This is a genomic window from Pseudomonas nabeulensis (assembly GCF_004682045.1).
Lineage (GTDB): Bacteria > Pseudomonadota > Gammaproteobacteria > Pseudomonadales > Pseudomonadaceae > Aquipseudomonas > Aquipseudomonas nabeulensis.
The window spans coordinates 51,539-76,638 of sequence record NZ_QUZT01000009.1 but is presented as its reverse complement, the minus strand read 5'-3'; the positions used below and the strand labels follow the sequence as shown (position 1 = coordinate 76,638).

The following is a 25,100-nucleotide window of genomic DNA, read 5'->3' as shown; positions in this document are numbered from 1 at the left end:
ATCCATTCAATTGATTTTATAGCGACGACGTAACCCACGTAGACCGAAGCTGATCCAAGGCCACAGCAGCGCGCTGACCAAGGCTGGCAGTACCAACGCCAAGGTCGGCTGACGGTTGCCGGTCAAGGCACTGAGCCACAACTGCACCAACTGCGCCAGACCGAAAATCACCAGGATCACCAGGCACTGTTGCCACATCGGGAACATGCGCAAGCGCTGTTGCAACGACAACACCAGGAACGTAATCAAGGTCAGGATCAACGCGTTCTGACCCAGCAAAGTGCCATAGAGCACATCTTCCGCCAAGCCCAGGAACATCGCCGTGACCATGCCGACTTTATGCGGCAGGTTCAGCGACCAGAACGCCAGCAACAGCGCCAGCCAGAGCGGGCGCAGGATTTCCATGAATTGCGGCAGCGGCGAAACGCTGAGCAACAGGCCGATGGCAAAGGTCAGCCAGACGATCCAGCCATTACGCGAATGGGTACTGGCCATTATTCCTCCCTCTGCCGTGTGGTGGCCGGGGCGGTTGCCGGTGGCTTGGCGGCTGGCGTTGTGGCCGGTGGTTTAGTCGCACGCGTGCTGTGGGCCGCAGGCTTGACGGGGGTTGCCACGGGCGCCGCAGTAGCAGGCGGCGCAGGTGGGCCCACGAATGCCGGCTTCGGCACCGTTGCAGGCACGATCGGCGCGACACCGTTTTGCTTGTCTTCCGCTTCCTGGGCCTGGGCGGCGTCATTGGCGCGCTCTTCGGGGGTACGGTTGTCGCTGAACACCAGCAGCAGGTAGCGGCTGCGGTTCAAGGCGGCAGTCGGCACCGCACGCACGATGGCAAACGGCTGGCCGGAATCGTGGATCACTTCCTTCACCGTCGCCACCGGGTAACCCGCCGGGAAACGCTGGCCAAGGCCGGAGCTGACCAGCAGGTCGCCTTCCTTGATGTCGGCGGTGTCGGCGACGTGACGCAATTCCAGGCGCTCCGGGTTGCCGGTGCCGCTGGCAATCGCACGCAGGCCGTTGCGGTTCACTTGCACGGGGATGCTGTGGGTGGTGTCCGTCAGCAACAATACTCGCGAGGTGTAGGGCATCAACTCGACCACCTGGCCCATCAGGCCACGGGCGTCGAGCACCGGTTGACCCAGCACTACGCCGTCGCGCTCACCCTTGTTGATGATGATGCGATGGGTAAAGGGATTCGGATCCATACCAATCAACTCGGCCACTTCGACCTTTTCGTTGACCAATGCGGAAGAATTGAGCAACTCGCGCAGCCGAACGTTCTGCTCGGTGAGGGCCGCGAGCTTTTGCATGCGCCCCTGCAACAGCAGGTTTTCGGTCTTGAGTTTTTCGTTCTCGGCGACCAGTTCGGTGCGGCTGCCGAATTGGCTGGCCACGCCCTGGTAGAGACGTTGCGGCAGGTCGGTGATCCAGTAAGTCTGCATCAACACCAGCGACATTTGGCTACGCACCGGCTTGAGCAGCGCAAAGCGCGCATCGACCACCATCAGCGCGACCGAAAGCACGACCAGCACCAACAGGCGCACGCCCAATGAGGGGCCTTTGGTGAAAAGCGGTTTAATAAGCCGCTCCTCCCAGGCAAATGTTTTCTTTATTCATACGGCATCTAACCGGCCTGGATGCAGATTGAAGAAGATAAACGCCAACAGGCAGCACTGCAAAGTGCTGCCTGCGGGCGAAACATGGGCTCAACAGCAATGACTTATTCGCTGGAGAGCAGGTCCATGGTGTGTTTATCCATCATTTCCAGTGCACGACCACCGCCACGGGCAACGCAGGTCAGCGGGTCTTCGGCGACGATCACCGGCAGGCCAGTTTCCTGGGCCAGCAGTTTGTCGAGGTCACGCAGCAAGGCGCCACCACCGGTCAACACCAGGCCACGCTCGGCGATGTCGGAAGCCAGTTCCGGCGGCGATTGCTCCAGGGCGCTCTTCACAGCCTGAACGATAGTGGCCAGGGACTCTTGCAGAGCTTCCAGCACTTCGTTGGAGTTCAGAGTGAAGGCACGTGGAACGCCTTCGGCCAGGTTGCGGCCGCGAACATCGACTTCGCGCACTTCGCCGCCCGGGTAGGCAGTACCGATTTCCTGCTTGATGCGCTCTGCGGTGGATTCACCGATCAGGCTGCCGTAGTTACGACGCACATAAGTGATGATCGCTTCGTCGAAACGGTCGCCGCCCACGCGGACGGATTCGGCATACACCACACCGTTCAGGGAGATCAGGGCGATTTCAGTGGTACCACCACCGATATCCACCACCATCGAACCGCGGGCTTCTTCAACCGGCAGGCCGGCACCGATCGCAGCAGCCATTGGCTCTTCGATCAGGAACACTTCACGGGCACCGGCACCGAGGGCCGATTCACGGATGGCGCGACGCTCAACCTGGGTGGACTTGCACGGAACGCAGATCAGCACACGAGGGCTGGGCTGCAGGAAACTGTTTTCGTGAACCTTGTTGATGAAGTACTGCAGCATCTTTTCGCAGACGCTGAAGTCGGCGATCACGCCGTCTTTCATCGGACGAATGGCAGCAATATTGCCTGGTGTACGGCCGAGCATGCGCTTGGCCTCGGTGCCGACGGCAACGACACTTTTCTGATTACCATGGGTCCGAATAGCCACAACCGATGGCTCATTCAGGACGATACCGCGCTCGCGCACGTAAATAAGGGTGTTGGCAGTGCCCAGGTCAATGGAAAGATCGCTGGAAAACATGCCACGCAGTTTCTTGAACATGGGGAAAGGACCCTAGGCAACGCGTGGGTAAAAAAGTGCGGCAAACTCTAACAACGACAGGGATTTTGGGCAAGGCGCCAATGTGCTAAATTGGCCGACTTTCTGTGCACCAACCCCCACAATCGCGGCCATATGACCGTAGAAATGCGGTAGTGTTCCGACAATCTAACACACGGACGCCCTCCGTTCTGTTTTCCACTGGAGAATCCCATGGCGCTTGAACGCTCCGACGTGGAAAAAATCGCGCATCTGGCCTCGCTTGGCCTGAATGAAGACGATCTTCCACAGACCACCGCAGCCCTGAACAGCATTCTCGGGCTGGTTGACCAAATGCAGGCCGTGAATACCGACGGCATCGAGCCCCTGGCTCACCCGCTGGAAGCCAGTCAGCGCCTGCGCGCCGACGTCGTGACCGAGCGCAATAACCGCGAGGCTTACCAGTCCATCGCGCCAGCGGTCGAAAACGGCCTGTACCTGGTTCCGAAAGTCATCGACTAAAGGGAAAGAGCCTTTCATGCATCACATGACTCTGGCCGAGATCGCCCGCGGTCTCGCCGACAAAAAGTTTTCTTCCGAAGAGCTGACCAAGACCCTGCTGGCGCGCATCGCCGAGCACGATCCCAAGGTCAACAGCTTCATCAGCCTCACCGAGGAGCTGGCCCTAAGCCAGGCCAAGGCCGCCGACGTGCGTCGCGCCAATGGTGAAACGGGTGCATTGCTGGGCGCACCTATCGCCCACAAGGATTTGTTCTGCACCCAGGGCATTCGCACCAGCTGCGGCTCGAAGATGCTCGACAACTTCAAGGCGCCCTACGACGCCACCGTGGTGTCCAAGCTGGCTGCCGCCGGGGCCGTGACCCTGGGCAAGACCAACATGGACGAATTCGCCATGGGTTCGGCCAACGAATCGAGCTACTACGGCGCGGTGAAAAACCCGTGGAACCTGGAGCACGTGCCTGGCGGTTCATCCGGTGGTTCGGCTGCCGCCGTTGCGGCGCGCTTCCTGCCGGCGGCCACGGCCACCGACACCGGCGGCTCCATCCGCCAACCTGCGGCGTTCACCAACCTTACCGGTTTGAAGCCGACCTACGGTCGCGTATCCCGCTGGGGCATGATCGCCTACGCCTCCAGTCTCGATCAGGGCGGCCCTTTGGCGCGCACCGCCGAAGACTGCGCGATTTTGTTACAAGGCATGGCCGGGTTCGATCAACAGGACTCCACCAGCATCGATGAGCCGGTGCCGGACTACAGCGCCAGCCTCAACACCTCGATCAAGGGCCTGCGCATCGGCGTGCCGAAGGAATACTTCAGCGCCGGTCTCGACCCACGCATTGCGGAGCTGGTGCACAACAGCGTCAAGGAGCTGGAAAAGCTCGGCGCCGTGATCAAGGAAATCAGCCTGCCGAACAACCAGCACGCGATTCCTGCGTACTATGTGATCGCGCCAGCAGAAGCCTCATCGAACCTGTCGCGTTTCGACGGCGTGCGTTTCGGCTATCGCTGCGAAAACCCGAAAGACCTCACCGACCTGTACAAGCGCTCCCGTGGCGAAGGCTTCGGCGCCGAAGTCCAACGCCGCATCATGGTCGGTGCCTACGCGCTGTCGGCCGGTTACTACGATGCGTACTACCTCAAGGCGCAGAAAATCCGTCGCCTGGTGAAGAACGACTTCATGGCAGCGTTTGAACAGGTCGACGTGATCCTCGGCCCAACCACGCCGAACCCGGCCTGGAAGCTCGGCGCCAAGAACGGCGACCCGGTGGCCGCGTACCTCGAAGACCTGTACACCATCACCGCCAACCTCGCCGGCCTGCCGGGCTTGTCCATGCCCGCCGGTTTCGTCGATGGCCTGCCGGTCGGCGTGCAACTGCTCGCCCCGTATTTCCAGGAAGGCCGCCTGCTCAATGTGGCGCACCAGTACCAGTTGAACACCGACTGGCACACCCGCACCCCTACCGGCTTCTGAGGAGAACACTATGCAATGGGAAGTTGTGATCGGGCTGGAGATTCATACCCAGCTCGCCACCCAATCGAAGATTTTCTCCGGTAGCGCCACCACGTTCGGTTCCGAGCCGAACACCCAGGCCAGCCTGGTCGACCTGGGCATGCCCGGCGTACTGCCGGTGCTGAACCAGGAAGCGGTGCGCATGGCGGTGATGTTCGGCCTGGCGATTGACGCCGAGATCGGCCAGCACAACGTGTTTGCGCGCAAGAATTACTTCTACCCGGACCTGCCCAAGGGCTACCAGATCAGCCAGATGGAACTGCCGATTGTTGGCAAAGGCCACCTGGATATCCCGCTGGAAGACGGCACCATCAAACGTGTCGGCGTGACCCGCGCCCACCTGGAAGAAGATGCTGGCAAGAGCCTGCACGAAGAATTCCCGGGCGCCACCGGTATCGACCTCAACCGTGCCGGCACGCCGCTGCTGGAAATCGTTTCCGAGCCGGACATGCGCAGCGCCAAGGAAGCCGTGGCCTACGTCAAGACGATCCACGCGCTGGTGCGCTACCTGGGCATCTGCGACGGCAACATGGCCGAAGGTTCGCTGCGTTGCGACTGCAACGTGTCGATCCGTCCAAAGGGCCAGGTCGAGTTCGGTACGCGCTGCGAGATCAAGAACGTCAACTCGTTCCGTTTCATCGAGAAGGCGATCAACAGCGAAGTACAGCGCCAGATCGAGCTGATCGAAGACGGCGGCAAGGTCATCCAGCAGACCCGCCTGTACGACCCGAACAAAGACGAAACCCGCGCCATGCGCAGCAAAGAGGAAGCCAACGACTACCGTTACTTCCCCGATCCGGACCTGTTGCCGGTGGTGCTTGAGGACTCGTTCCTCAACGACATCCGCGCCACCCTGCCGGAATTGCCGCAGCAGAAACGCGAGCGCTTCCAGGAGCAGTTCGGCCTGTCGGTCTACGATGCCAGCGTCTTGGCCTCCAGCCGCGAGCAAGCCAACTACTTCGAAAAAGTCGTGAGCATCGCCGGTGACGCCAAATTGGCGGCCAACTGGGTGATGGTTGAGCTGGGCAGCCTGCTGAACAAACAGGGCCTGGAAATCGACGAAGCGCCGGTCACCGCCGAGCAGTTGGGCGGCATGCTGCTGCGCATCAAGGACAACACCATCTCCGGCAAAATCGCCAAGACCGTGTTCGAAGCGATGGCCAGCGGTGAGGGCAGCGCCGACGAGATCATCGAGACACGCGGCCTCAAGCAAGTCACCGACAGCGGCGCCATCTCCGCGGTGCTGGACGAAATGCTCGCGGCCAACGCCGAGCAGGTCGAACAGTACCGTGCGGCAGACGAAGCCAAGCGCGGCAAGATGTTCGGCTTCTTTGTCGGCCAGGCGATGAAAGCCTCCAAAGGCAAGGCCAACCCGCAACAGGTGAACGAATTGCTGAAAAGCAAGCTCGAAGGCTGACAGCAATGAATGGTCCGAGTGAGATTTCATGCTCGACTCGGACCCACTGTGGGAACAGCTTGTGTGGGAGGGGGCTTGCCCCCGATTGCAGTGTGTCAGTTGATGATTATTTAGCTGACACACCGCTATCGGGGGCAAGCCCCCTCCCACATAAGTCCCTGCCACCTTTGATATCGGAATACCTTGAATGAAGCGCCTAATTGGCCTCCTGGCTCTTTTTTCCCTGTTGGCCGGTTGCGCCAGCGGTGTCATCGACCCCAACGGCTATGACGAAACCGGCACCGCGTCCTATTACGGCGCCAAGCACCATGGCAACAAGACCGCCAGCGGTGAACCCTTCAACCAGAACGCCCTGACCGCCGCTCATCGGCGATTGCCGTTCGGCACCCAGGTCAAGGTGACCAATCTCAACAACGACAAATCCGTGGTGGTGCGCATCAATGATCGCGGCCCGCATACCCGTGGGCGTTTGATCGACCTTTCACGCAAGGCCGCCGAGCAACTGGGCATGATCAGCAGCGGCACCGCGCGGGTACGCGTGCAAGCCATGAGCAACTGACGATGGAGGCCCGGCCATTTTCGGATTAACCGCCCTCTCCCCCTGGAGCCTGCTGGAATTGGTCAGTGGCCTGGTGCTGCTGATCTGCGGCGCCGAGATCCTGGTGCGCGCCGCCGTGCGCCTGGCGGCCAGCCTCAAGGTGCGGCCATTGATTATCGGCCTGACCGTCGTCGCCTTCGGCAGCAGCGCACCGCAGATGACCGTCAGCCTGCAAGCCACCCTGGCCGGCAATACCGATATCGCCGTGGGCAGCGTGATCGGCAGCAGTATCTTCAACATCCTGGTGACCCTGGGCCTGTCGGCGCTGATCATTCCGCTGCGGGTCTCACGCCAACTGGTGCGCCTGGATATCCCGGTGATGATCCTCGCCGCGCTGCTGGTGTTTGTGCTGGCGGCGAACGAAGCACTCACCCCCGTCGACGGCCTGATCTTGCTCGCGGCCCTGATCGCCTATCTTGGCGTGCTGCATTACCAGACTCGCCACTCCCGCCGACCGCGCACGCTGGATACCGTCGCCCGCGCACCGTGGCTGAGCAGTGTGCTGCTGATGCTCGTCGGCCTGTTGATCCTGGTGCTGGCCGGGCATTTGCTGCTGGGTGCGGCGGTGGACGTGGCCAGCGACCTGGGCCTGTCGGAACGCATCATCGGCCTGACCCTGATCGGCGTCGGCACCTCACTGCCCTGCCTGGCCACCTCACTGATTGCCGCCGTGCGCGGCGAGCGGGAAATCGCCGTCGGCAACGTGATCGGCAGCAACCTGTTCAACCTGCTGGGGGTGCTGGGCTTTACCGCCCTGGTAGCGCCCTCGCCGTTGTCGGTGTCGCCCAACGCCCTGGACTTCGACCTGCCGGTGATGCTCACCGCGACCGTGCTGTGCCTGCCGGTGTTCTATATCGGGTACCGCGTGACCCGCGCCGAAGGCCTGGTGTTCCTGGGCCTGTACCTGGCCTACGGGCTGCACGTGATGGCGTTCACCACCGGCATGCCGCTGGCCACCCGGCTTGAACACCTGATGCTGTATTACGTCCTGCCAGTGCTGGTGGCTTTCCTGTTGTTCAGCACGCTGCGAGCCTGGCGCCGTCAACACAAGAGGGAATCGCAATGACCGATAACAAAAAGCCCGGGGTTGAAATGCGTCGCCAGGTGATGGGCGATGTGTTCGTCGACCGCGCCTTGGGCAATGCCACCGAATTCACCCAGCCGCTGCAGGACTTCGTCAACGAACATGCCTGGGGCAGTGTGTGGAATCGCGACGGTTTGCCGCTCAAGACCCGCAGCTTGATCACCCTGGCCGCCCTCACTGCGCTCAAGTGCCCGCAGGAGCTCAAGGGACATGTGCGCGGCGCACTGAACAATGGCTGCACGGTAGAAGAGATTCGCGAGGCGTTGCTGCATTGCGCGGTGTATGCCGGTGTGCCGGCGGCGATTGATGCGTTTCGGGCGGCGCAGGAAGTGATTGAGGCGTATCAGGCGGATCAGCGGTGACTGTTAGATAGCTATCGGGGGCGAGCCCCCTCCCACCTTTGAATGTATTCACAAATCAAATGTGGGAGGGGGCTTGCCCCCGATTGGCCCTAACACACACCACAAAATTCAGATCCAGCCCCCCGCCTGCAACACAAAAATCCCGATATTGGTGGTCACCGCCGCCATCAACGTGGTGATCACAATGATCGCCGCCGCCAACTCATGATTGCCCTCTGCCGCCCTGGCCATCACAAAACTGGCGGCCGCCGTCGGCGCGCCGAAGTACAGAAACAGAATCCCCAACTCCGGCCCCCGGAACCCCAGCAGCCAAGCTCCGAACGTAGCCACCAGCGGCAACCCGATCATCTTCACCAGGCTCGCACTCAGCGCCATGCTGCCGCTTTTGCGCAATGCCGCCAGGGATAAGGTGCCTCCGATGCAGATCAGCGCCAGGGGCAAGGTCATGTCTGCCAGGTATTTGCCGGAAGATTCCAGCCAACCGGGCAAGCCGATTTGAAATACCGCAAACGGCGTGGCGGCGATCACGCTGATGATCAGCGGGTTGGCGATCACACTTTTGAAGATACTCCACGGGTCGGACTTGATCACCGGGCTGTACACCGCCAGCACAATGGTCGACAGCGTGTTGTAGAACAGGATCACCAGCGCCGCGAGGATCGCGCCGAGGGAAATACCGTAATCGCCATACATGCTGGCGGCCAGCGCCAAACCGATCACGCCGTTATTGCCGCGAAACGCGCCCTGGGTGTAGATACCCCGGTCTTCACGCTTGCACTTGAAGATCGCCCAGCCCCAGGCCAGGGCAAAGCTGAGCAAGGTGGCAACGGCGAAATAGATCAGCAACCCCGGCTTGAGCGCCGAGTGCAGGTCGGCATGCAGGATGCCCAGAAACAGCAACGCCGGCATGGTGACGTTGAACACCAGCGAGGAAGCGGTGTGGATAAAGTTGTCGTTGATCCAGTTGATGCGCTTGAGCAGCACACCCAGAAACAGCATGGCAAACACCGGCGCGGTGATCGTGAGGGTGGTGAGGAAAATAGCCAGCATGCCGGGGAGAACCTTGGTGAGCGTCGTTAGGTGGCTAATGATAAGCCATGCGGACGCGCAGTGCCTGTTAGACCGCTATCGGGGGCAAGCCTCCTCCCACATTCGACCGCATTCTCATGTTGGAAATCGGTCAAGTGTGGGAGGGGGCTTGCCCCCGATGGCCGCGACACGGTCTCAGGTAATCGGCGCAGGATTGAACAACGTAATGTCGTTATACAGCTTGTGCCGCTCCGCCCACGTCTGCTGCTTGCCGCTGGCCACATCCAGGTAGAAGTGGAACAGCTCCCACCCCAATTCCTCAATGCTCGCCCGCCCGGTAGCGATGCGTCCGGCATCAATGTCGATCAGGTCCGGCCAGCGCTGCGCCAGTTCGGTTCGCGTCGACACCTTCACCACCGGCGCCATCGCCAGCCCGTATGGCGTACCACGACCGGTGGTGAACACATGCAAGTTCATGCCCGCCGCCAGTTGCAAGGTGCCGCACACAAAGTCACTGGCCGGCGTGGCACAGAAGATCAGGCCCTTGCCCTTGAAGCGCTCACCAGGACCAAGCACGCCGTTGATCGCGCTGCTGCCGGATTTGACGATGGAGCCCAAGGACTTCTCGACAATATTCGACAACCCGCCCTTCTTGTTGCCCGGCGTGGTGTTGGCACTGCGATCCGCTTCACCCTTGGCCAGGTAACGGTCGTACCAGTCCATTTCCCTGACCAGCTCCTGGGCAACGGCTTCGCTCTCGGCGCGGGAGGTCAGCAGGTAGATCGCGTCACGCACCTCAGTGACTTCGGAAAACATCACCGTCGCCCCCGCCCGCAACAGCAAGTCCGAGGCATAGCCCAGTGCCGGGTTGGCGGTGATGCCGGAAAACGCATCGCTGCCGCCGCACTGCATGCCCAGGATCAGTTCCGAGGCCGGCACGGTTTCGCGACGACGCTGGTCGAGTTTCTTCAAGCGCGTCTCGGCCAGCTCCATGATCTGTTCGATCATTTCGGTAAAACCGTGGCTGGAATCCTGCAACCGGTACAACCACGGCTCGCTCAGGTCAACCGAGCTGTCGTTGTCGTGCATCACCTGCCCGGCCTGCAATTTCTCGCAGCCCAGGCTGATCACCAAGGCTTCGCCGCCGAGGTTGGGGTTGCGCGCCAGATTGCGCACGGTGCGAATCGGGATATAGGCATCGGTTGCCGTGATTGCCACACCGCAGCCGTAGCTGTGGGTCAGCGCCACCACGTCATCGACGTGGGGGTACTTGGGCAGCAATTCGTCCTTGATGCGCTTGACCGCGTGGTCCAGCACGCCCGTGACGCACTGCACCGTGGTGGTGATACCAAGGATATTGCGTGTACCCACAGTGCCATCGGCGTTGCGGTAGCCCTCGAAGGTAAACCCCTCCAACGGCGCTGGGGTTTCCGGTACGTCGGTGGACAGCGGCAAGCTGTCCAACGGCGGCGCAGTCGGCATGCGCAGTTGATCTTCCTGGACCCAACTGCCGCGCGGAATCGGCGCCAAGGCGTAACCGATGGTCTGGCCGTAGCGAATAATCTGACCGCCTTCGGGGATATCTTCCAGGGTCACCTTGTGGCTCTGGGGGATGAAATCCACGGTCACCAGGCCGTCCGGGAACTCGGTCCCGGCCGGTACGCCCTGGTCATTGACCACGATCACTACGTTGTCGCGCTCGTGCAAACGAATGGAGCGCGGCGAGTCGGCATGTTCAATCAACTGCATTACATCGCCCCTCAGGAATGCGCTTCGGTTAGGTTGGTCAACTCAGGCCCCTTGGTTGGCGGCTCTTTGAGTACTACACGTTTGATCGGGCCAACGATGACCAGATAGCTGAACACCGCCACCAGCGCGTTGGCGCCGACGAACACCAGGGCCCACTTGAACGAACCGGTGGTGCTGATGATGTAGCCGATCACAATCGGCGTGGTGATCGACGCCAGGTTACCGAAGGTGTTGAACAAGCCGCCACTGAGACCGGCGATTTGTTTCGGCGAGGTGTCGGACACCACCGCCCAACCCAGTGCGCCAACGCCTTTGCCGAAGAAGGCCAACGCCATGAAGCCCACCACCATCCATTCGATATCCACGTAGTTGCACGCCACGATGCTGCTGGAAATCAGCAAGCCACCGATGATCGGCGCCTTGCGGGCGAAGGTCAGGGAATGGCCTTTGCGCAGCAGGTAATCGGAAATCACCCCGCCCAACACGCCGCCGATAAATCCGCAGATTGCCGGCAACGAGGCAATGAAGCCGGCCTTGAGGATGGTCATGCCACGGTCCTGCACCAGGTACACCGGGAACCAGGTCAGGAAGAAGTAGGTGATGCCATTGATGCAGTACTGGCCCAGGTACACGCCGAGCATCATGCGGTTGGTCAGCAGTTGGCGGATGTAATCCCACTTCGGACCGTCGGTTTTCTTGCCCTTGGCCTTGTCCTGGTCCATATCGACCATCGCGCCATTGGCGGCGATGTGGTTGAGTTCGGCTTCGTTGATCATCGGGTGCTGGCGTGGGCTGTAGATCACTTTCAGCCAGACGCCCGAGAACACGATGCCGATCAGGCCCATCACGATAAACACGTGCTGCCAGCCGAAGCTATAGACGATCCAGCCCATCAGCGGCGCGAACAACACCGTGGCGAAGTACTGTGCCGAATTGAAGATCGCCGAAGCCGTACCCCGTTCAGCCGTAGGAAACCACGCCGCCACAATACGGGCATTTCCGGGAAAGGACGGCGCTTCGGCCAGGCCCACCAGGAAGCGCAGCATAAACAGCGCAACCACCGCGGTGGAGACGCCGAACTCACCGACATAGCCTTGCAGCACGGTGAACAGGGACCAGGTGAAGATGCTCAGGGCATAGACTTTTTTCGAGCCGAATCGGTCCAGCAGCCAGCCACCGGGAATTTGCCCGGCCACGTAGGCCCATCCGAATGCAGAGAAGATATAACCGAGGGTGACCGCGTCGATGCCGAGGTCTTTTTGCAGGCTGGAGCCCGCGATGGCGATGGTGGCCCGGTCGGCGTAGTTGATCGTGGTCACAATGAACAGCATGAGCAGGATCAAATAGCGGACGTGGGTCGGCTTGGTCGCTTGCATGTAGAAGTACTCCCACTAATTATTTTTTTTGCGGGTAATGGTTTTCTGTTTTTTGTCATGGGGACCAGCAGGCATCTGGCCCCCATCAGGTGTTGCGTATTACGAACCGATGTAGCTGGTTTTCACCACGGTGTAGAACTCTTGCGCATAGCGACCTTGCTCACGCGAACCATAGGATGAGCCTTTACGGCCACCGAATGGAACGTGATAGTCCACGCCGGCGGTCGGCAGGTTGACCATCACCATCCCGGCCTGGGAGTGGCGCTTGAAGTGGTTGGCGTACTTGAGCGACGTGGTGGCAATGCCCGCCGACAAACCGAACTCGGTGTCGTTGGCCATGGCCAGCGCCGCCTCGTAGTCCGCAACGCGCACCACGTTGGCCACCGGGCCGAAGATCTCTTCACGGCTGATGCGCATGGCGGCTTCGCTGTCGGCAAACAGCGTCGGCGCCAGGAAGTAACCTTCGGTGTCGCAGGTCACCAGGCCGCCACCGCTCACCAACCGCGCACCTTCGCTTTGGCCGATGTCGATGTACTTCAAGTCCTGGTCCAACTGGGCCAGGGAAACTACCGGGCCAATGTCAGTGCCGCTTTTAAGCGCGTGACCGACCTTGATCGACTTCATACGCTCAGCCATCGCCGCAACGAACTGGTCGTGAATACCGGCGGTGACGATCAAGCGGCTGGAGGCGGTGCAACGCTGGCCGGTGGAGTAGAACGCACTCTGCACGGCCAGCTCGACGGCCTGCTTGAGGTCGGCGTCGTCGAGAATGATCTGCGGGTTCTTGCCGCCCATTTCCAATTGCACTTTGGCCTGGCGCGATACACAGCTCACGGCGATCTGACGACCCACACCCACGGAACCGGTGAAGCTGATGCCATCGATTTTCGGGCTGTTGACCAACACATCGCCAACCACACGACCGCTGCCCATCACTAGGTTGAACACCCCGGCGGGGAACCCGGCGCGGGAGATAATCTCTGCCAGGGCCCAGGCGCAACCCGGCACCAACTCCGCGGGTTTGATCACCACGCAGTTGCCGTAGGCCAGGGCCGGAGCGATTTTCCAGGCGGGAATTGCAATCGGGAAGTTCCACGGGGTGATCAGGCCAACCACACCGAGGGCTTCGCGCGTCACTTCAACGTTGACGCCCGGGCGCACCGACGGCACGTAATCGCCGGACAGACGCAGGCATTCACCGGCGAAGAACTTGAAGATATTACCGGCGCGGGTCACTTCGCCGATGGCTTCGGGCAGGGTCTTACCCTCCTCCCGAGCCAGCAAGGTGCCGAGCTCTTCGCGGCGGGCGAGGATTTCGCTGCCGACTTTATCCAGCGAGTCATGACGCGCCTGGATCCCGGAGGTAGACCACGCCGGGAATGCAGCGCGGGCGGCATCGATGGCGGCGTTGACTTGGGCCACATCAGCCTTGGCGTATTCGCCAATGACATCGGACAACTCCGACGGGTTGAGGTTGACGCAATAATCAGCACCGGCCACCCACTGGCCATTGATGTAGTTATCAAAACGTTGAGCTTGGGACACGAATCTTCTCCTGACGCAAAAGGCCGCTGATTGCTCAGCGGCCTTGTTGATAAGTTATTGCGCGCCTTGCTTGTCGATCAGCGCGGCCAGGGCTTCGTATTCTTCCGGCAGCAGGTCGGTCAGCGGGGTGCGCACCGGGCCTGCGTCATAGCCAACGATTTTTGCACCGGCCTTGACGATGCTCACGGCATAACCGGCCTTGCGGTTACGAATGTCCAGGTACGGCAGGAAGAAGTCGTCGATGATCTTGGAAACGGTGGCGTGATCGTCCTTGGCAATCGCGTGGTAGAAGTCCATCGCGGTTTTAGGGATGAAGTTGAACACCGCCGAGGAGTACACCGGCACGCCCAGGGCCTTGTAGGCAGCAGCGTAAACCTCTGCAGTCGGCAGGCCGCCGAGGTAGCTGAAACGATCACCGAGGCGACGGCGGATCGAGACCATCAATTCAATATCACCCAGGCCGTCTTTGTAGCCGATCAGGTTCGGGCAGCGTTCGGCCAGGCGTTCCAGCAACGGCGCGGTCAGGCAGCAAACGTTGCGGTTGTAGACAACCACACCGATTTTTACCGACTTGCACACGGCTTCAACGTGGGCGGCAACGCCGTCCTGGCTGGCTTCGGTGAGGTAGTGCGGCAGCAGCAGCAGGCCTTTGGCGCCCAGGCGTTCAGCTTCTTGAGCGTACTCGATGGCCTGGCGAGTCGAACCACCGACACCGGCAAGGATCGGCACGCTGGAAGCGCAGGTATCAACGGCAGTCTTGACCACCTGAGAGTATTCGCTGGCAGCGAGAGAGAAAAACTCACCGGTACCGCCGGCAGCGAACAAAGCGGTGGCGCCGTACGGGGCCAGCCATTCCAGACGCTTGATATAGCCCGCCTGGTGGAAGTCACCCTGGGCATTGAAATCGGTCACCGGGAAAGACAGCAGACCGTGGGAGAGGATGGACTTCAGTTCTTGTGGATTCATTATTCGAACACCCTGGGTAAAGACTTTCTGGCGAAAGGTTGTTGTTGGTTTTGGTGATGTCGTACGTCATCGTACAACTATAAATAAATTCGTCAACAGCAATTTTTCGGCACTCACCTCTAAAGCGCCAACGAGTCAATGGCTTAGGGACCGTTGGTCGCAACTGTTATTTCTAACAGTTATGCGCATGGCAGTTCAGTAGGTTAATTGCAGACGAGCCAAAAACTCAGGCCGTGATACTTCTAGGAGGAACTGCCATGACCATTTCAGCGCCACTACTCGATAAAAAACTCAATCAGAAAACGTCCAGCGGCGCCACTGTGGTCCCGGTCAAGGATCTGGTTCTCAAGGTTGCAGACACAACAGTCCTTACACCGTACGACCGTGTCTATGCCGTCTTGATTAAACTAGGGACTGAAATCTGGCGTAGCGAGGGCTCAGGCGTCTACAAGGATGAGGGGCCTGACGCCGATCCCGGAGTGATTGACGAGCCTGGCGAGACTATCCCTGATGACGTTTTGAAACCGCTCCAAGGCCAGGATGTAGAGGTCAAACTGGTCATCGGCGGCGAACGTGAAACCCAACTCGAATCAGCGCCCCTACTGCTGCACATTCAAGTTTGACGGGCAAGACGACCTACCCCCGCTGCGCCTCTGCCTCTTCATGGGCATGGCGCAGTCGCTCGCGGCTGTTGGTCAGGTGCAGGCGCATGGCGGCACGCGCCGCGTCCGAATCCTGGCGAGCAATCGCCTCGTAGATTTCTTCGTGTTCACGGCTCAAGCGACTCATGTAGTGCTGCTGGTCATCGTGGGCCAGGCGCGCCGAATTCAGGCGGGTGCGCGGGATGATGCTAGTACCCAGGTGGGTCATGATGTCGGTGAAATAGCGGTTACCGGTGGACAGCGCAATTTCCAGGTGGAACGCGAAGTCGGAGGCCACTGCATCGCCGTCGTGTGCTGCGCTTTCGTTCAGGGCGTCGAGGGCGGCGCGCATGGCGGCCAATTGTTCAGCACTGCGACGCAACGCCGCCAAACCTGCGGATTCCACTTCCAGGCTGATACGCAGTTCCAGGATCGCCAACACATCACGCAGGGTGACGACCGTGGCAGGGTCGATACGAAAGCCACTCGGGCTCGGTGTATCCAGCACAAAGGTGCCGATACCGTGGCGGGTTTCAACCTGCCCTGCCGCTTGCAAGCGCGAGATCGCTTCACGCACTACGGTGCGGCTGACCCCGTGGGCATCCATGATCGCCGACTCGGTGGGCAGCTTGTCGCCGCGCTTGAGCTCACCGTCGCGGATCTGCTCGGACAACACCGTGACCAATTCCTGGGCAAGGCTGCGACGCTTGCGGGGAAGACGAGGGGCGGTGTTGGTGTTTTCCATGATGAATCATCTTTCTCGGTGAGCTTGAGCACGCATGATAGCCCATGGCGGTTGTACGATCACCGTTCCAGGCCGTTTAGGCAAAAAAATACCCCGACACAGGTCGAGGTATTTTCCAGACTCAGCCAACGGCGAAAGCCAGTTACTTCACCACTTTCAGGCTCGGCCGGCCGCTGGGGCGCGGTGGCTCGGCATCCGGTGGCGGCAGGTCATCGCCGTCTTCGCTTTCGATCGTTTCGTCATCCTCGAAAGGCGACTCCAGATCGAACACCATGCCTTGGCCATTCTCACGGGCGTAGATCCCGAGGATGGCACCAATCGGCACAAATAGCGTATGCGGCACACCGCCGAAACGCCCTTCGAAGCTCACCGCTTCATTGTCCATGTGCAGATGGCGCACTGCACTCGGCGATACGTTCAGCACGATTTGTCCGTCGCTGGCAAAACCCTGCGGTACCTGAACCGCAGGAAATTCGGAATTGACCAGCATGTGCGGGGTGCAATCGTTGTCCACAATCCACTCATAGAGCGCGCGGACCAGGTAAGGTCGACTGGAGTTCATCAACGGCTCCTTAAGCCTTAGCGCATATCGCGTTCGACACCAGACAGACTCGCCTGGAAAGCCTCACGCGCAAACTGGCGCTCCATGTAATCAAGCAGCGGCTTGGCAGGCCGCGGCAATTCAATACCGAGAATCGGCAAGCGCCAGAGTATGGGTAATAGGCAGCAATCCACCAAGCTTTGTTCCTCACTGAGGAAAAAAGGCTTGTCGGCGAACAGCGGCGACACACCGGTGAGGCTCTCACGCAATTCCTTGCGCGCTTGCGTGCGCACGGCTTCTTTGGTCTTTGAATCCAGAATCACATCCACCAGCCCGCACCAGTCACGCTGGATCCGATGGATCAGCAGGCGGCTATTGGCACGCGCCACCGGGTAGACCGGCAGCAAAGGCGGATGCGGGTAACGCTCATCCAGGTATTCCATCACCACGGTCGACTCCCACAACGCCAGGTCACGGTCGACCAGGGTGGGCAGGCTGCCGTAAGGGTTCACTTCGATCAGCTTTGGCGGCTGACGGCCCGCCTCCACACTGATGATCTCGGCGCTGACACCCTTCTCTGCCAGCACGATACGCACTCGGTGGGAATAGTGGTCGGCGGGGTCGGAGTAACAGGCCAACCGATTGGTCACGCCCATGGCGGTCCTCCTCGCTTGAAATTATCGAAAGCTCAAAAACGAGCGCGCCCAGAGAGCATCTCTGTAACAACCGGCTCAGCCAGGTCGCTACGTGTTCAGAGATGCCGCTGGGCGCGCAAGATTAACAGCAATTGCTTACGGTTGGATCAATGCACGTCCTTCCAGTACTCGCGTTTGAGCAGATAAGCGAATACGAAGAAGAAAGCCAGGTACAGCAAGACATACGTACCGATGCGCTGGTGTTGCAGTTTGACCGGGTTGGCCGAGTAGGCCAGGAAGGTCACGAGATTTTTTACCTTCTCGTCGAACTGCTCTTCGTTCAGCGTACCGGTCTTGGGCAGGATGGTCAGTTGATCGCACGCTTCGTGAGTCAAAGGCGTGCCGGTCAGCGGATCATATTGCTTCTTGCCGTCTTCAACGACCTGAACCTGCTTGCATCCTACCACTTGGCGCCCCTGCAGGCCGACCAGAACGTTGGGCATGCCGACGTTCGGGAAGACTTTGTTGTTCACGCCGTAAGGGCGTGCAGGGTCTTCATAGAAGGATTTCAGGTAGTTGTAGAGCCAGTCGGTGCCGCGCACGCGTGCTACCAAGGTCAGGTCAGGTGGCGCAGCGCCGAACCAGGTCTTGGCGTCGGCAGGTTGCATGCCGATGCTCATGTGGTCGCCGATCTTGGCGCCGGTGAACACCGAGTGGCTGAGCATCACCTCATGAGGGATACCCAGGTCATCTGCGACACGCTCGTAACGCTGGAACTTGGCGCTGTGGCAGCCCATGCAATAGTTGGTAAACGTACGCAGGCCATCCTGCATGGCAGCCTTGTCGGACACGTCGATGTCGACTTTTTCCAACTCCGGACCGCCGTGCTCGGCAGCGAAAGACAGCAGCGGCAGGGCCGCAAGGATCAAAGCAACGAATAACTTTTTCATCAGCCAGTCACCCTTTCCGGAACCGGTTTGGTCTTCTCGAGCCGGGTGTAGAACGGCATCAGAATGAAGTAGGCGAAGTACAGGAAGGTGCAGACCTGCGACAGCAACGTACGCTCAGGGGTTGGCGCCAATACGCCCAATACACCCAGGATCACGAAGGCAATGCAGAACACCCACAGCCAGATCTTGCTCAGCCAGCCCTTGTAGCGCATGGACTTGACCGGGCTTCGGTCGAGCCAAGGCAACACGAACAGCACCGCAATGGCCGCGCCCATGGCGATCACGCCCATGAGCTTGTCGGGGATCGCCCGCAGGATTGCGTAGAACGGCGTGAAGTACCAGACCGGGGCAATGTGCTCGGGGGTCTTGAAGGCGTTGGCCTGTTCGAAGTTAGGCTTCTCCAGGAAATAACCACCCATCTCCGGGAAAAAGAACACGATCGAGCAGAACACGAACAGGAACACCACGACACCGACAATGTCTTTGACGGTGTAGTACGGGTGGAACGGAATGCCATCCAGCGGGATGCCGTTCTCGTCCTTGTGCTTCTTGATATCCACGCCATCCGGGTTGTTGGAACCCACCTCATGCAGCGCCAGAATGTGCAGCACCACCAGGCCCAGGATCACGATCGGCAAGGCCACCACATGCAACGCAAAGAAGCGGTTCAGGGTGATGCCGGAGATCAGGTAGTCACCCCGGATCCACTGGGTCAGGTCGTTGCCGATCACCGGAATCGCACCAAACAGCGAGATGATCACCTGGGCACCCCAGTACGACATCTGGCCCCACGGCAACAGGTAACCCATGAAAGCTTCGGCCATCAGTGCCAGGTAGATCAGCATGCCGAAGACCCACACCAACTCACGGGGCTTCTGGTACGAACCGTAGAGCAGGCCACGGAACATGTGCATATAGACGACGATAAAGAACGCCGAAGCACCGGTAGAGTGCAGCAGACGCAGGATCGAGCCGTACTCGACGTCACGCATGATGTATTCGACGGAGGCGAACGCCTCTTCCGCCGAAGGGGTGTAGCTCATCGTCAGCCAGACACCAGTGACAATCTGGTTGACCAGCACCAGCAGCGCCAGGGAGCCGAAGAAGTAGAAGAAGTTGAAGTTTTTTGGTGCGTAATATTTGCTGAGATGGTCTTCCCACATTTTAGTGGCGGGGAAGCGCGCATCGACCCAATCCATGAACTTGCTCATCAGGCTTTCTCCCCCTCGTCGACGCCAATGACAATGACACTGTCAGTCTCGTATTGATGTGGCGGAACTGGCAGGTTCAAGGGTGCGGGCTGGGACTTGTAGACGCGACCGGCCAGGTCGTAATGGGAGCCGTGGCAAGGGCAGAAGTAGCCACCGACCCAGTCCTTGCCGAGGTCGGCAGGAGCAACTTCCGGGCGGAAGGTAGGCGAGCAACCCAGGTGGGTGCAGATACCGATCAGCAGCAAAATCTCTGGTTTGATCGAACGAACTTCGTTCTTGGCGTAGGCGGGTTGGTCGGAGTTCTTCGATTCGGGGTCGGACAACTGACCTTCGATTTTCTTAAGATTCCCCAGGATTTCCTCGGTACGACGAACGATGAAAACCGGCTGGCCGCGCCACTCAGCAATCATCTGCTGGCCTGGCTCGATCTTGCTGACATTCACCTTCACCGGTGCACCTGCGGCTTTCGCCTTGGCACTGGGAAACCATGACCCCACGAACGGGACCGCAGCCCCCACCGCTCCTGCAGCACCCACCACGGATGTGGCTGCTACCAAGAAGCGACGCCGGCCTGCATTCACGCCGTCATTGCTCATTCAGTCCTCTCCCATCAGCTTTTTGGCCTGTTAAATCAGGCGTCTACTAAGTGTTGAATCTTTTACTTATAAAAATTTTGTCGGATGGTAATGAAAAGCCCACACTCTGACAAGGGAATTACCCGAAGGTTGGGTTCCAGGCCTTGTAGTATAGGGGCTCTACAGATGTGGCAAGTTGTCACGGCGATTTTTCTACACAAATCGCAGGCAATAAAAAACGCCCAGCTCCGTGAGGAGGCTGGGCGTTTTTGTGGAACGTAAAGCGAATTAACGCTTCGAGTACTGCGGACGCTTACGCGCTTTACGCAGACCGACTTTCTTACGTTCAACTTCACGGGCATCGCGAGTAACGTAACCAGCTTTGCGCAGAGCGCTACGCAGGGTTTCGTCGTAGCTCATCAGTGCGCGAGTGATACCGTGGCGGATTGCGCCAGCTTGACCACTTACACCGCCACCGATAACGGTGACGTAGATATCGAACTTTTCAACGGTCTCGGTCAGTTCCAGCGGCTGACGAACTACCATGCGGGCAGTTTCGCGACCGAAGAAGTTGTCCAGGGAGCGGTTGTTGATCGAGATGTTACCAGTACCCGGACGCAGGAAAACGCGAGCGGTTGCGGTTTTGCGACGGCCAGTGCCGTAATTTTGAGTCGCCGACATAATGAACTATTCCGTTAAAACTTCAGTTCTTGGGGCTGCTGAGCAGCATGAGGGTGTACAGCGCCCGCATAGACTTTCAGCTTGCGAAACATATCGCGACCCAGTGGGCCCTTAGGCAGCATACCTTTGACCGCGATTTCGATCGGGGCTTCAGGCTTCTTGGAGATCAGGCCTTCGAAGTTGGAAGACTTGATACCGCCTGGGAAACCGGAGTGACGGTAGTACATTTTGTCGCTTGCTTTGTTGCCGGTTACACGAACCTGCTCAGCGTTGATGATCACGATGTAGTCACCGGTGTCAACGTGAGGGGTGTACTCAGGCTTGTGCTTGCCACGCAGACGGCTGGCGACTTCAGTGGCCAGACGACCCAGGGTCTGACCAGCGGCGTCGACGACAAACCAGTCGCGCTGAACTGTTTCCGGTTTTGCAGTAAAAGTTGTCATTCTTTAATAGCCTCAGGGGCCGCCCTGTAAATTAGACGGCGGATCTTACTGAATAGTGCGTACTTTGACAAGTCAAAGGCAGCCGGATACAGACGCTATCGGGGGCTCGGGTCGGCGCGTCCGTTCAACGGCAAGATTCTTCGGCAGGCGGCGCATCACTTCCACTGCAGAAAGAGGTGGGCAATTATGCAGATTGCGAAAAAAAATTCAACCTGCTTTTATGATTGTTTTCCCTGAAGGAGTACCCGATGGATTATCGACAGCTGGGCCGTACGGATCTGAACGTGAGCGCGATAGCCTTGGGCACCATGACCTGGGGCGAGCAGAACAGCGAGGCAGAGGCCTTCGCACAGATCGAGCGGGCGAAGGGCGCGGGGATCAACTTCCTCGACACCGCCGAAATGTACCCGGTGCCGCCCAAGGCCGACACCTATGCCACCACCGAGCGTTATATCGGCAACTATTTCAAAAGCCGTGGCGACCGCGCCGATTGGATCCTGGCCAGCAAGATCGCCGGCCCGGGCAATACCATCGACTACATCCGCGACGGCTACCTGCGCCACAACCGCAAGCACATCGTCGCAGCCCTGGATGCGAGCCTCGAGCGCCTGAAAACCGACTGGATCGACCTCTACCAACTGCACTGGCCGGAGCGCAGCACCAACTTCTTCGGCCAACTGAGCTACCAGCACAAGGACGAGGACGACCTCACCCCGCTGGAAGAAACCCTCGAAGTGCTGGACGAGCAAGTAAAGGCCGGCAAGATCCGTCATATCGGCCTGTCCAACGAAACCCCGTGGGGCACCATGAAGTTCCTGGCCCTGGCCGAAGCCCGTGGCTGGACCCGTGCGGTGTCGATCCAGAACCCGTACAACCTGCTCAACCGCAGCTTTGAAGTGGGCCTGGCGGAAGTCGCCATTCGCGAACAATGCGGCCTGCTGGCCTACTCGCCCCTGGCGTTCGGCATGCTCAGTGGCAAGTACGAGAACGGCGCGCGCCCGGCCAAGGCGCGGCTGACGGAATACAGCCGTTTCAGTCGTTACTTCAACCCGCAGTCGGAGGCGGCGTGCAGCCGTTATGTGGCGCTGGCGCGGGAACATGGGCTGGACCCGGCGCAGATGGCGTTGGCGTTTGTGACGCAACAGCCGTTTGTGACCAGCAATATCATTGGGGCTACGTCGCTGGAGCAGTTGGACAGCAATATCGCCAGTGCTGATCTGAAGCTGTCGAAGGAAGTGCTGGAGGGGATTGAGGCGATTCAGAAGGATCATCCGAATCCGGCGCCTTGATTGATTTGTAGGCCGCCATCGGGGGCAAGCCCCCTCCCACATTTGACTGTATTCACATATTCAGACTTGTGAATACAGTCAGTGTGGGAGGGGGCTTGCCCCCGATGAGGCCCTCAGCAACACCACAAGATCAAAGCGCCCGCGCAATAATCTCCTTCATGATTTCATTGGTCCCCGCATAAATCCGCTGCACCCGCGCATCCGCCCAGGCCCGCGCAATCGGATATTCCCACATGAAGCCGTAGCCGCCGTGCAACTGCACGCACTCATCGAGCACCTTGCATTGCAGGTCCGTGGCCCAGTACTTGGCCATCGCCGCCGTTGGCACATCCAGCTTGCCTTCCAGATGCAGCGCCATGCACTGGTCGACGAACACGCGGCCGATCTGAATTTCGGTGGCCATCTCCGCCAGCTTGAACCGGGTGTTCTGGAAATCCGCAATCGCCTTGCCGAACGCCTTGCGTTCGCGGGTGTATTCCAGCGTCCACGCCAACGCCGCTTCGGCGGATGACAGCGCACCGATCGCCACGGTCAGCCGTTCCTGGGGCAGCTCCTGCATCAAATACGCGAAGCCCATTCCCGCCTGGCCCAACAGGTTTTCCTTGGGCACACGCACGTCCTGGAAAAACAACTCGGAGGTGTCCTGGGCCTTCATGCCGACCTTCTCCAGGCGCTTGCCCTTGTCGAAGCCCGGTGTGTCGGCCTCCACCAGAAACAAACTGGTGCCCTTGGCGCCGGCCTTGGGATCGGTCTTGGCGACGACGATCACCAGCTCCGCCAGATAGCCATTGGTGATAAAGGTCTTGGAGCCGTTGATCACATACTCGTCGCCGTCCAGCACAGCAGTGGTCTTGACCCCTTGCAGGTCGGACCCGGCACCCGGCTCGGTCATCGCAATGGCGGTGACCATTTCGCCGGAGATCAACTTGGGCAGGTATTTGTGTTTCAGCGCCTCACTGCCGTAATGCAGGATGTACGGCGCCACGATGTCCGAATGCAGGGAAAACCCGATGCCGGTCAGGCCCAGCCGGCTGATCTCCTCGATCACCACCGCGCTGTACAGGAAATCCGCGCCCAGGCCGCCGTACTCCTCCGGCAGATGGGAACACAACATGCCCGCCTCCCCCGCCTTGCTCCACAGGCTTCTGTCGATATAACCCTGCTTTTCCCATTGCCCATGGAACGGCGCGGCGTCTTTTTCGAGGAAGGTGCGCACGCTCTCGCGGAAGAGTTCGTGCTCGGGGCTGAACAAGGTTCTGGGGATCATGGCTCACCTGCGGGGATTGTCGGACAAAAACAAGCCCACAGAGACTATGCCGCGAAGGCAGCACGGGACACTGGACACATGCGACAAAAAATAAGACGATCCAGCCGTCTGGTGACCACTTTCCCCTATAAGAATAAATGAAATTATGTCTAACCAAATCTCCACGCCCCTGCGGCGCGTCAGCATTTTGGCCATTGATCGGGTCTTCGCTTCAACCCTCATGCAAGCCAAGGATTTCTTCCACCTCGCCAGCCTGCGTTACGGCAAGCAACAAGGCCTGGGCCTCATCCCCGCGTTCGAGTCACGCCTGGTCAGCCCGGACGGGCAGTCGGTGCGCAGTTTCAGTGATGTGATCATGCCAGTGGACGGCGGCCTGGGCGACGCCGACATCATTGTGTTGCCGGCCTTCTGGGACGACTTCGACGCGCTGTGCACGCGTTATCCCCAAGTGCTGCCATGGCTGCGCGAGCAACACGCCCGCGGCGCCGTCCTCTGCGGCGAGGCTACTGGCGTATTCTGGCTGGCCGAAGCCGGTTTGCTCGATGGCAAGGAGGCGACCACCTATTGGCGTTTTTTCAACGCGTTCAGCGAGCGCTTCCCACGGGTTCAACTGAACCAGGACAAGCACCTCACCGACGCCGACAACCTGTATTGCGCCGGTGGCACCACCTCGGCCTGCGACCTGTACATCTACCTGATCGAACGCTTCTGCGGCGCCAACATCGCCCAAGCCGTGGCCCGCGACATTCTCTATGAAGTACAGCGCAGCTATTCACCGGGACGCATTGGATTTGGCGGGCAGAAACTGCATCAGGATGTGATCATCCTGCAGATCCAGCACTGGCTCGAAGAGCACTTCGCCGACAAGTTCCGCTTCGAGGACGTGGCCCGGGAACATGGCATGAGCATCCGCAACTTTATGCGCCGCTTTCAGACCGCGACCGGTGACAAGCCGCTGCATTACCTGCAACGCCTGCGTATCGAGACCGCCAAGGGCTTGCTCTCGGGCAGCCGCAAGAGCATCAAGACCATCAGCTACGAAGTGGGGTATGACGATGCGAGTTTCTTTGCGCGGTTGTTCAGGCAGCACACGGAGTTGTCGCCGAACCAGTATCGGCAGCAGTTTCAGCAGGCTGCGTAGCGGTAAAAAATGTGGGAGGGGGCTTGCCCCCGATGACAGAGTGTCAGTCACTGCATATGTGACTGATAAACCGCTATCGGGGGCAAGCCCCCTCC

General features: G+C 59.7%; 26 protein-coding genes. 9 read left to right on the top strand and 17 right to left on the bottom strand.

Annotation, left to right across the window (positions count from 1 at the left end; genetic code table 11):
* Nucleotides 1-6: 6 nt before the first annotated feature.
* The 3 genes from mreD to mreB form a co-directional block, all read right to left on the bottom strand.
* A complete protein-coding gene (mreD, locus tag DYL61_RS07305) occupies nucleotides 7-495 on the bottom strand; it encodes a rod shape-determining protein MreD (protein ID WP_105696180.1) in 489 nt (162 codons plus the stop codon).
* Nucleotides 495-1,577: a rod shape-determining protein MreC gene (gene mreC, locus DYL61_RS07300; protein WP_135307801.1), complete on the bottom strand. Its 1,083-nt coding sequence runs from the start codon at nucleotides 1,575-1,577 to the stop codon at nucleotides 495-497. The genes mreD and mreC overlap by 1 nt, the downstream gene beginning before the upstream one ends.
* Before the next feature lie 140 nt (nucleotides 1,578-1,717).
* A complete protein-coding gene (gene mreB, locus DYL61_RS07295) occupies nucleotides 1,718-2,755 on the bottom strand; it encodes a rod shape-determining protein MreB (RefSeq protein ID WP_002555108.1) in 1,038 nt (345 codons plus the stop codon).
* A gap of 210 nt (nucleotides 2,756-2,965) precedes the next feature.
* On the opposite strand from mreB, the gene gatC reads away from it, so the two are divergent.
* From gatC to DYL61_RS07265, 6 genes are all read left to right on the top strand, one after another.
* Complete coding sequence (gene gatC, locus DYL61_RS07290; RefSeq protein ID WP_105696182.1) at nucleotides 2,966-3,253, top strand: Asp-tRNA(Asn)/Glu-tRNA(Gln) amidotransferase subunit GatC; 288 nt, start codon at nucleotides 2,966-2,968, stop codon at nucleotides 3,251-3,253.
* Between the two features lie 16 nt (nucleotides 3,254-3,269).
* A complete protein-coding gene (gene gatA / locus DYL61_RS07285; RefSeq protein ID WP_135307800.1) occupies nucleotides 3,270-4,721 on the top strand; it encodes an Asp-tRNA(Asn)/Glu-tRNA(Gln) amidotransferase subunit GatA in 1,452 nt (483 codons plus the stop codon).
* A gap of 10 nt (nucleotides 4,722-4,731) precedes the next feature.
* On the top strand, nucleotides 4,732-6,177 hold the full coding sequence (gatB, locus tag DYL61_RS07280; RefSeq protein ID WP_135307799.1) for an Asp-tRNA(Asn)/Glu-tRNA(Gln) amidotransferase subunit GatB: 1,446 nt from the start codon (nucleotides 4,732-4,734) through the stop codon (nucleotides 6,175-6,177).
* Nucleotides 6,178-6,364: 187 nt separating this feature from the next.
* Entirely contained in the window at nucleotides 6,365-6,736 is a 372-nt protein-coding gene (locus DYL61_RS07275) for a septal ring lytic transglycosylase RlpA family protein (RefSeq protein WP_135307798.1), read from the top strand.
* A gap of 58 nt (nucleotides 6,737-6,794) precedes the next feature.
* Complete coding sequence (locus tag DYL61_RS07270; RefSeq protein ID WP_105696186.1) at nucleotides 6,795-7,841, top strand: calcium/sodium antiporter; 1,047 nt, start codon at nucleotides 6,795-6,797, stop codon at nucleotides 7,839-7,841.
* A complete protein-coding gene (locus tag DYL61_RS07265) occupies nucleotides 7,838-8,221 on the top strand; it encodes a carboxymuconolactone decarboxylase family protein (RefSeq protein WP_135307797.1) in 384 nt (127 codons plus the stop codon). Before DYL61_RS07270 ends, DYL61_RS07265 begins: the two co-directional genes overlap by 4 nt.
* Nucleotides 8,222-8,329: 108 nt before the next feature.
* Here the strand turns inward: DYL61_RS07265 and DYL61_RS07260 are convergent, their stop codons facing one another.
* The 5 genes from DYL61_RS07260 to kdgD all read right to left on the bottom strand — a co-directional run bounded on the left by DYL61_RS07260 (nucleotide 8,330) and on the right by kdgD (nucleotide 14,886).
* Nucleotides 8,330-9,271: an AEC family transporter gene (locus DYL61_RS07260; RefSeq protein WP_105696188.1), complete on the bottom strand. Its 942-nt coding sequence runs from the start codon at nucleotides 9,269-9,271 to the stop codon at nucleotides 8,330-8,332.
* A 174-nt stretch (nucleotides 9,272-9,445) separates the two neighbouring features.
* Nucleotides 9,446-10,999, bottom strand: coding sequence for a galactarate dehydratase (gene garD / locus DYL61_RS07255; RefSeq protein WP_135307796.1), 1,554 nt, complete (start codon nucleotides 10,997-10,999; stop codon nucleotides 9,446-9,448).
* An 11-nt stretch (nucleotides 11,000-11,010) separates the two neighbouring features.
* Nucleotides 11,011-12,375, bottom strand: coding sequence for an MFS transporter (locus DYL61_RS07250; protein WP_135307795.1), 1,365 nt, complete (start codon nucleotides 12,373-12,375; stop codon nucleotides 11,011-11,013).
* Nucleotides 12,376-12,474: 99 nt separating this feature from the next.
* Nucleotides 12,475-13,920, bottom strand: coding sequence for an aldehyde dehydrogenase family protein (locus tag DYL61_RS07245; RefSeq protein WP_135307794.1), 1,446 nt, complete (start codon nucleotides 13,918-13,920; stop codon nucleotides 12,475-12,477).
* Between the two features lie 54 nt (nucleotides 13,921-13,974).
* A complete protein-coding gene (gene kdgD / locus DYL61_RS07240) occupies nucleotides 13,975-14,886 on the bottom strand; it encodes a 5-dehydro-4-deoxyglucarate dehydratase (RefSeq protein ID WP_135307793.1) in 912 nt (303 codons plus the stop codon).
* A gap of 257 nt (nucleotides 14,887-15,143) precedes the next feature.
* On the opposite strand from kdgD, the gene DYL61_RS07235 reads away from it, so the two are divergent.
* Nucleotides 15,144-15,509, top strand: a complete 366-nt coding sequence (locus tag DYL61_RS07235) for a hypothetical protein (protein ID WP_135307792.1) — start codon at nucleotides 15,144-15,146, stop codon at nucleotides 15,507-15,509.
* Between the two features lie 13 nt (nucleotides 15,510-15,522).
* On the opposite strand, the gene DYL61_RS07230 is transcribed toward DYL61_RS07235, so the two are convergent.
* From DYL61_RS07230 to rplM, 8 genes are all read right to left on the bottom strand, one after another.
* Nucleotides 15,523-16,272: a FadR/GntR family transcriptional regulator gene (locus DYL61_RS07230; protein WP_105696193.1), complete on the bottom strand. Its 750-nt coding sequence runs from the start codon at nucleotides 16,270-16,272 to the stop codon at nucleotides 15,523-15,525.
* A 142-nt stretch (nucleotides 16,273-16,414) separates the two neighbouring features.
* Nucleotides 16,415-16,834 carry a ClpXP protease specificity-enhancing factor gene (locus tag DYL61_RS07225; protein ID WP_135307791.1) on the bottom strand — a complete coding sequence of 140 codons (420 nt, stop codon included), beginning with the start codon at nucleotides 16,832-16,834 and terminating at the stop codon, nucleotides 16,415-16,417.
* Between the two features lie 17 nt (nucleotides 16,835-16,851).
* A complete protein-coding gene (locus tag DYL61_RS07220; protein WP_105696195.1) occupies nucleotides 16,852-17,469 on the bottom strand; it encodes a glutathione S-transferase N-terminal domain-containing protein in 618 nt (205 codons plus the stop codon).
* Nucleotides 17,470-17,615: 146 nt separating this feature from the next.
* A complete protein-coding gene (locus tag DYL61_RS07215; RefSeq protein ID WP_135307790.1) occupies nucleotides 17,616-18,398 on the bottom strand; it encodes a cytochrome c1 in 783 nt (260 codons plus the stop codon).
* On the bottom strand, nucleotides 18,398-19,609 hold the full coding sequence (locus DYL61_RS07210; protein WP_017734511.1) for a cytochrome b: 1,212 nt from the start codon (nucleotides 19,607-19,609) through the stop codon (nucleotides 18,398-18,400). The genes DYL61_RS07215 and DYL61_RS07210 overlap by 1 nt, the downstream gene beginning before the upstream one ends.
* Nucleotides 19,609-20,205 (bottom strand): ubiquinol-cytochrome c reductase iron-sulfur subunit, encoded by a 597-nt coding sequence (petA, locus tag DYL61_RS07205; RefSeq protein WP_135307789.1) that lies wholly within the window; start codon nucleotides 20,203-20,205, stop codon nucleotides 19,609-19,611. Before petA ends, DYL61_RS07210 begins: the two co-directional genes overlap by 1 nt.
* 267 nt (nucleotides 20,206-20,472) lie before the next feature.
* Nucleotides 20,473-20,865, bottom strand: a complete 393-nt coding sequence (gene rpsI, locus DYL61_RS07200) for a 30S ribosomal protein S9 (RefSeq protein WP_135307788.1) — start codon at nucleotides 20,863-20,865, stop codon at nucleotides 20,473-20,475.
* A gap of 14 nt (nucleotides 20,866-20,879) precedes the next feature.
* Complete coding sequence (gene rplM / locus DYL61_RS07195; RefSeq protein WP_105696198.1) at nucleotides 20,880-21,308, bottom strand: 50S ribosomal protein L13; 429 nt, start codon at nucleotides 21,306-21,308, stop codon at nucleotides 20,880-20,882.
* A gap of 248 nt (nucleotides 21,309-21,556) precedes the next feature.
* On the opposite strand from rplM, the gene DYL61_RS07190 reads away from it, so the two are divergent.
* Nucleotides 21,557-22,597 (top strand): NADP(H)-dependent aldo-keto reductase, encoded by a 1,041-nt coding sequence (locus DYL61_RS07190; RefSeq protein WP_135307787.1) that lies wholly within the window; start codon nucleotides 21,557-21,559, stop codon nucleotides 22,595-22,597.
* Nucleotides 22,598-22,727: 130 nt separating this feature from the next.
* Here the strand turns inward: DYL61_RS07190 and DYL61_RS07185 are convergent, their stop codons facing one another.
* Nucleotides 22,728-23,864: an acyl-CoA dehydrogenase family protein gene (locus DYL61_RS07185; protein ID WP_135307786.1), complete on the bottom strand. Its 1,137-nt coding sequence runs from the start codon at nucleotides 23,862-23,864 to the stop codon at nucleotides 22,728-22,730.
* A 220-nt stretch (nucleotides 23,865-24,084) separates the two neighbouring features.
* Between DYL61_RS07185 and DYL61_RS07180 the strand changes: the two genes are divergently transcribed.
* Nucleotides 24,085-25,005 (top strand): GlxA family transcriptional regulator, encoded by a 921-nt coding sequence (locus DYL61_RS07180; RefSeq protein WP_193559431.1) that lies wholly within the window; start codon nucleotides 24,085-24,087, stop codon nucleotides 25,003-25,005.
* Nucleotides 25,006-25,100 lie beyond the last annotated feature (95 nt).

Excerpts from the sequence above, each read along its gene's own strand:
- DYL61_RS07215 (WP_135307790.1), bottom strand. The coding sequence starts at position 18,398 with ATGAAAAAGTTATTCGTTGCTTTGATCCTTGCGGCCCTGCCGCTGCTG.
- gatA (WP_135307800.1), top strand. The coding sequence starts at position 3,270 with ATGCATCACATGACTCTGGCCGAGATCGCCCGCGGTCTCGCCGACAAA.
- DYL61_RS07275 (WP_135307798.1), top strand. The coding sequence starts at position 6,365 with ATGAAGCGCCTAATTGGCCTCCTGGCTCTTTTTTCCCTGTTGGCCGGT.
- DYL61_RS07260 (WP_105696188.1), bottom strand. The coding sequence starts at position 9,271 with ATGCTGGCTATTTTCCTCACCACCCTCACGATCACCGCGCCGGTGTTT.
- mreB (WP_002555108.1), bottom strand. The coding sequence starts at position 2,755 with ATGTTCAAGAAACTGCGTGGCATGTTTTCCAGCGATCTTTCCATTGAC.
- rpsI (WP_135307788.1), bottom strand. The coding sequence starts at position 20,865 with ATGTCGGCGACTCAAAATTACGGCACTGGCCGTCGCAAAACCGCAACC.
- DYL61_RS07265 (WP_135307797.1), top strand. The coding sequence starts at position 7,838 with ATGACCGATAACAAAAAGCCCGGGGTTGAAATGCGTCGCCAGGTGATG.
- gatC (WP_105696182.1), top strand. The coding sequence starts at position 2,966 with ATGGCGCTTGAACGCTCCGACGTGGAAAAAATCGCGCATCTGGCCTCG.
- DYL61_RS07220 (WP_105696195.1), bottom strand. The coding sequence starts at position 17,469 with ATGGGCGTGACCAATCGGTTGGCCTGTTACTCCGACCCCGCCGACCAC.
- DYL61_RS07185 (WP_135307786.1), bottom strand. The coding sequence starts at position 23,864 with ATGATCCCCAGAACCTTGTTCAGCCCCGAGCACGAACTCTTCCGCGAG.
- DYL61_RS07210 (WP_017734511.1), bottom strand. The coding sequence starts at position 19,609 with ATGAGCAAGTTCATGGATTGGGTCGATGCGCGCTTCCCCGCCACTAAA.
- DYL61_RS07225 (WP_135307791.1), bottom strand. The coding sequence starts at position 16,834 with ATGAACTCCAGTCGACCTTACCTGGTCCGCGCGCTCTATGAGTGGATT.
- DYL61_RS07180 (WP_193559431.1), top strand. The coding sequence starts at position 24,085 with ATGCAAGCCAAGGATTTCTTCCACCTCGCCAGCCTGCGTTACGGCAAG.
- DYL61_RS07235 (WP_135307792.1), top strand. The coding sequence starts at position 15,144 with ATGACCATTTCAGCGCCACTACTCGATAAAAAACTCAATCAGAAAACG.
- DYL61_RS07190 (WP_135307787.1), top strand. The coding sequence starts at position 21,557 with ATGGATTATCGACAGCTGGGCCGTACGGATCTGAACGTGAGCGCGATA.
- mreD (WP_105696180.1), bottom strand. The coding sequence starts at position 495 with ATGGCCAGTACCCATTCGCGTAATGGCTGGATCGTCTGGCTGACCTTT.
- gatB (WP_135307799.1), top strand. The coding sequence starts at position 4,732 with ATGCAATGGGAAGTTGTGATCGGGCTGGAGATTCATACCCAGCTCGCC.
- kdgD (WP_135307793.1), bottom strand. The coding sequence starts at position 14,886 with ATGAATCCACAAGAACTGAAGTCCATCCTCTCCCACGGTCTGCTGTCT.
- garD (WP_135307796.1), bottom strand. The coding sequence starts at position 10,999 with ATGCAGTTGATTGAACATGCCGACTCGCCGCGCTCCATTCGTTTGCAC.
- DYL61_RS07250 (WP_135307795.1), bottom strand. The coding sequence starts at position 12,375 with ATGCAAGCGACCAAGCCGACCCACGTCCGCTATTTGATCCTGCTCATG.
- DYL61_RS07230 (WP_105696193.1), bottom strand. The coding sequence starts at position 16,272 with ATGGAAAACACCAACACCGCCCCTCGTCTTCCCCGCAAGCGTCGCAGC.
- rplM (WP_105696198.1), bottom strand. The coding sequence starts at position 21,308 with ATGACAACTTTTACTGCAAAACCGGAAACAGTTCAGCGCGACTGGTTT.
- petA (WP_135307789.1), bottom strand. The coding sequence starts at position 20,205 with ATGAGCAATGACGGCGTGAATGCAGGCCGGCGTCGCTTCTTGGTAGCA.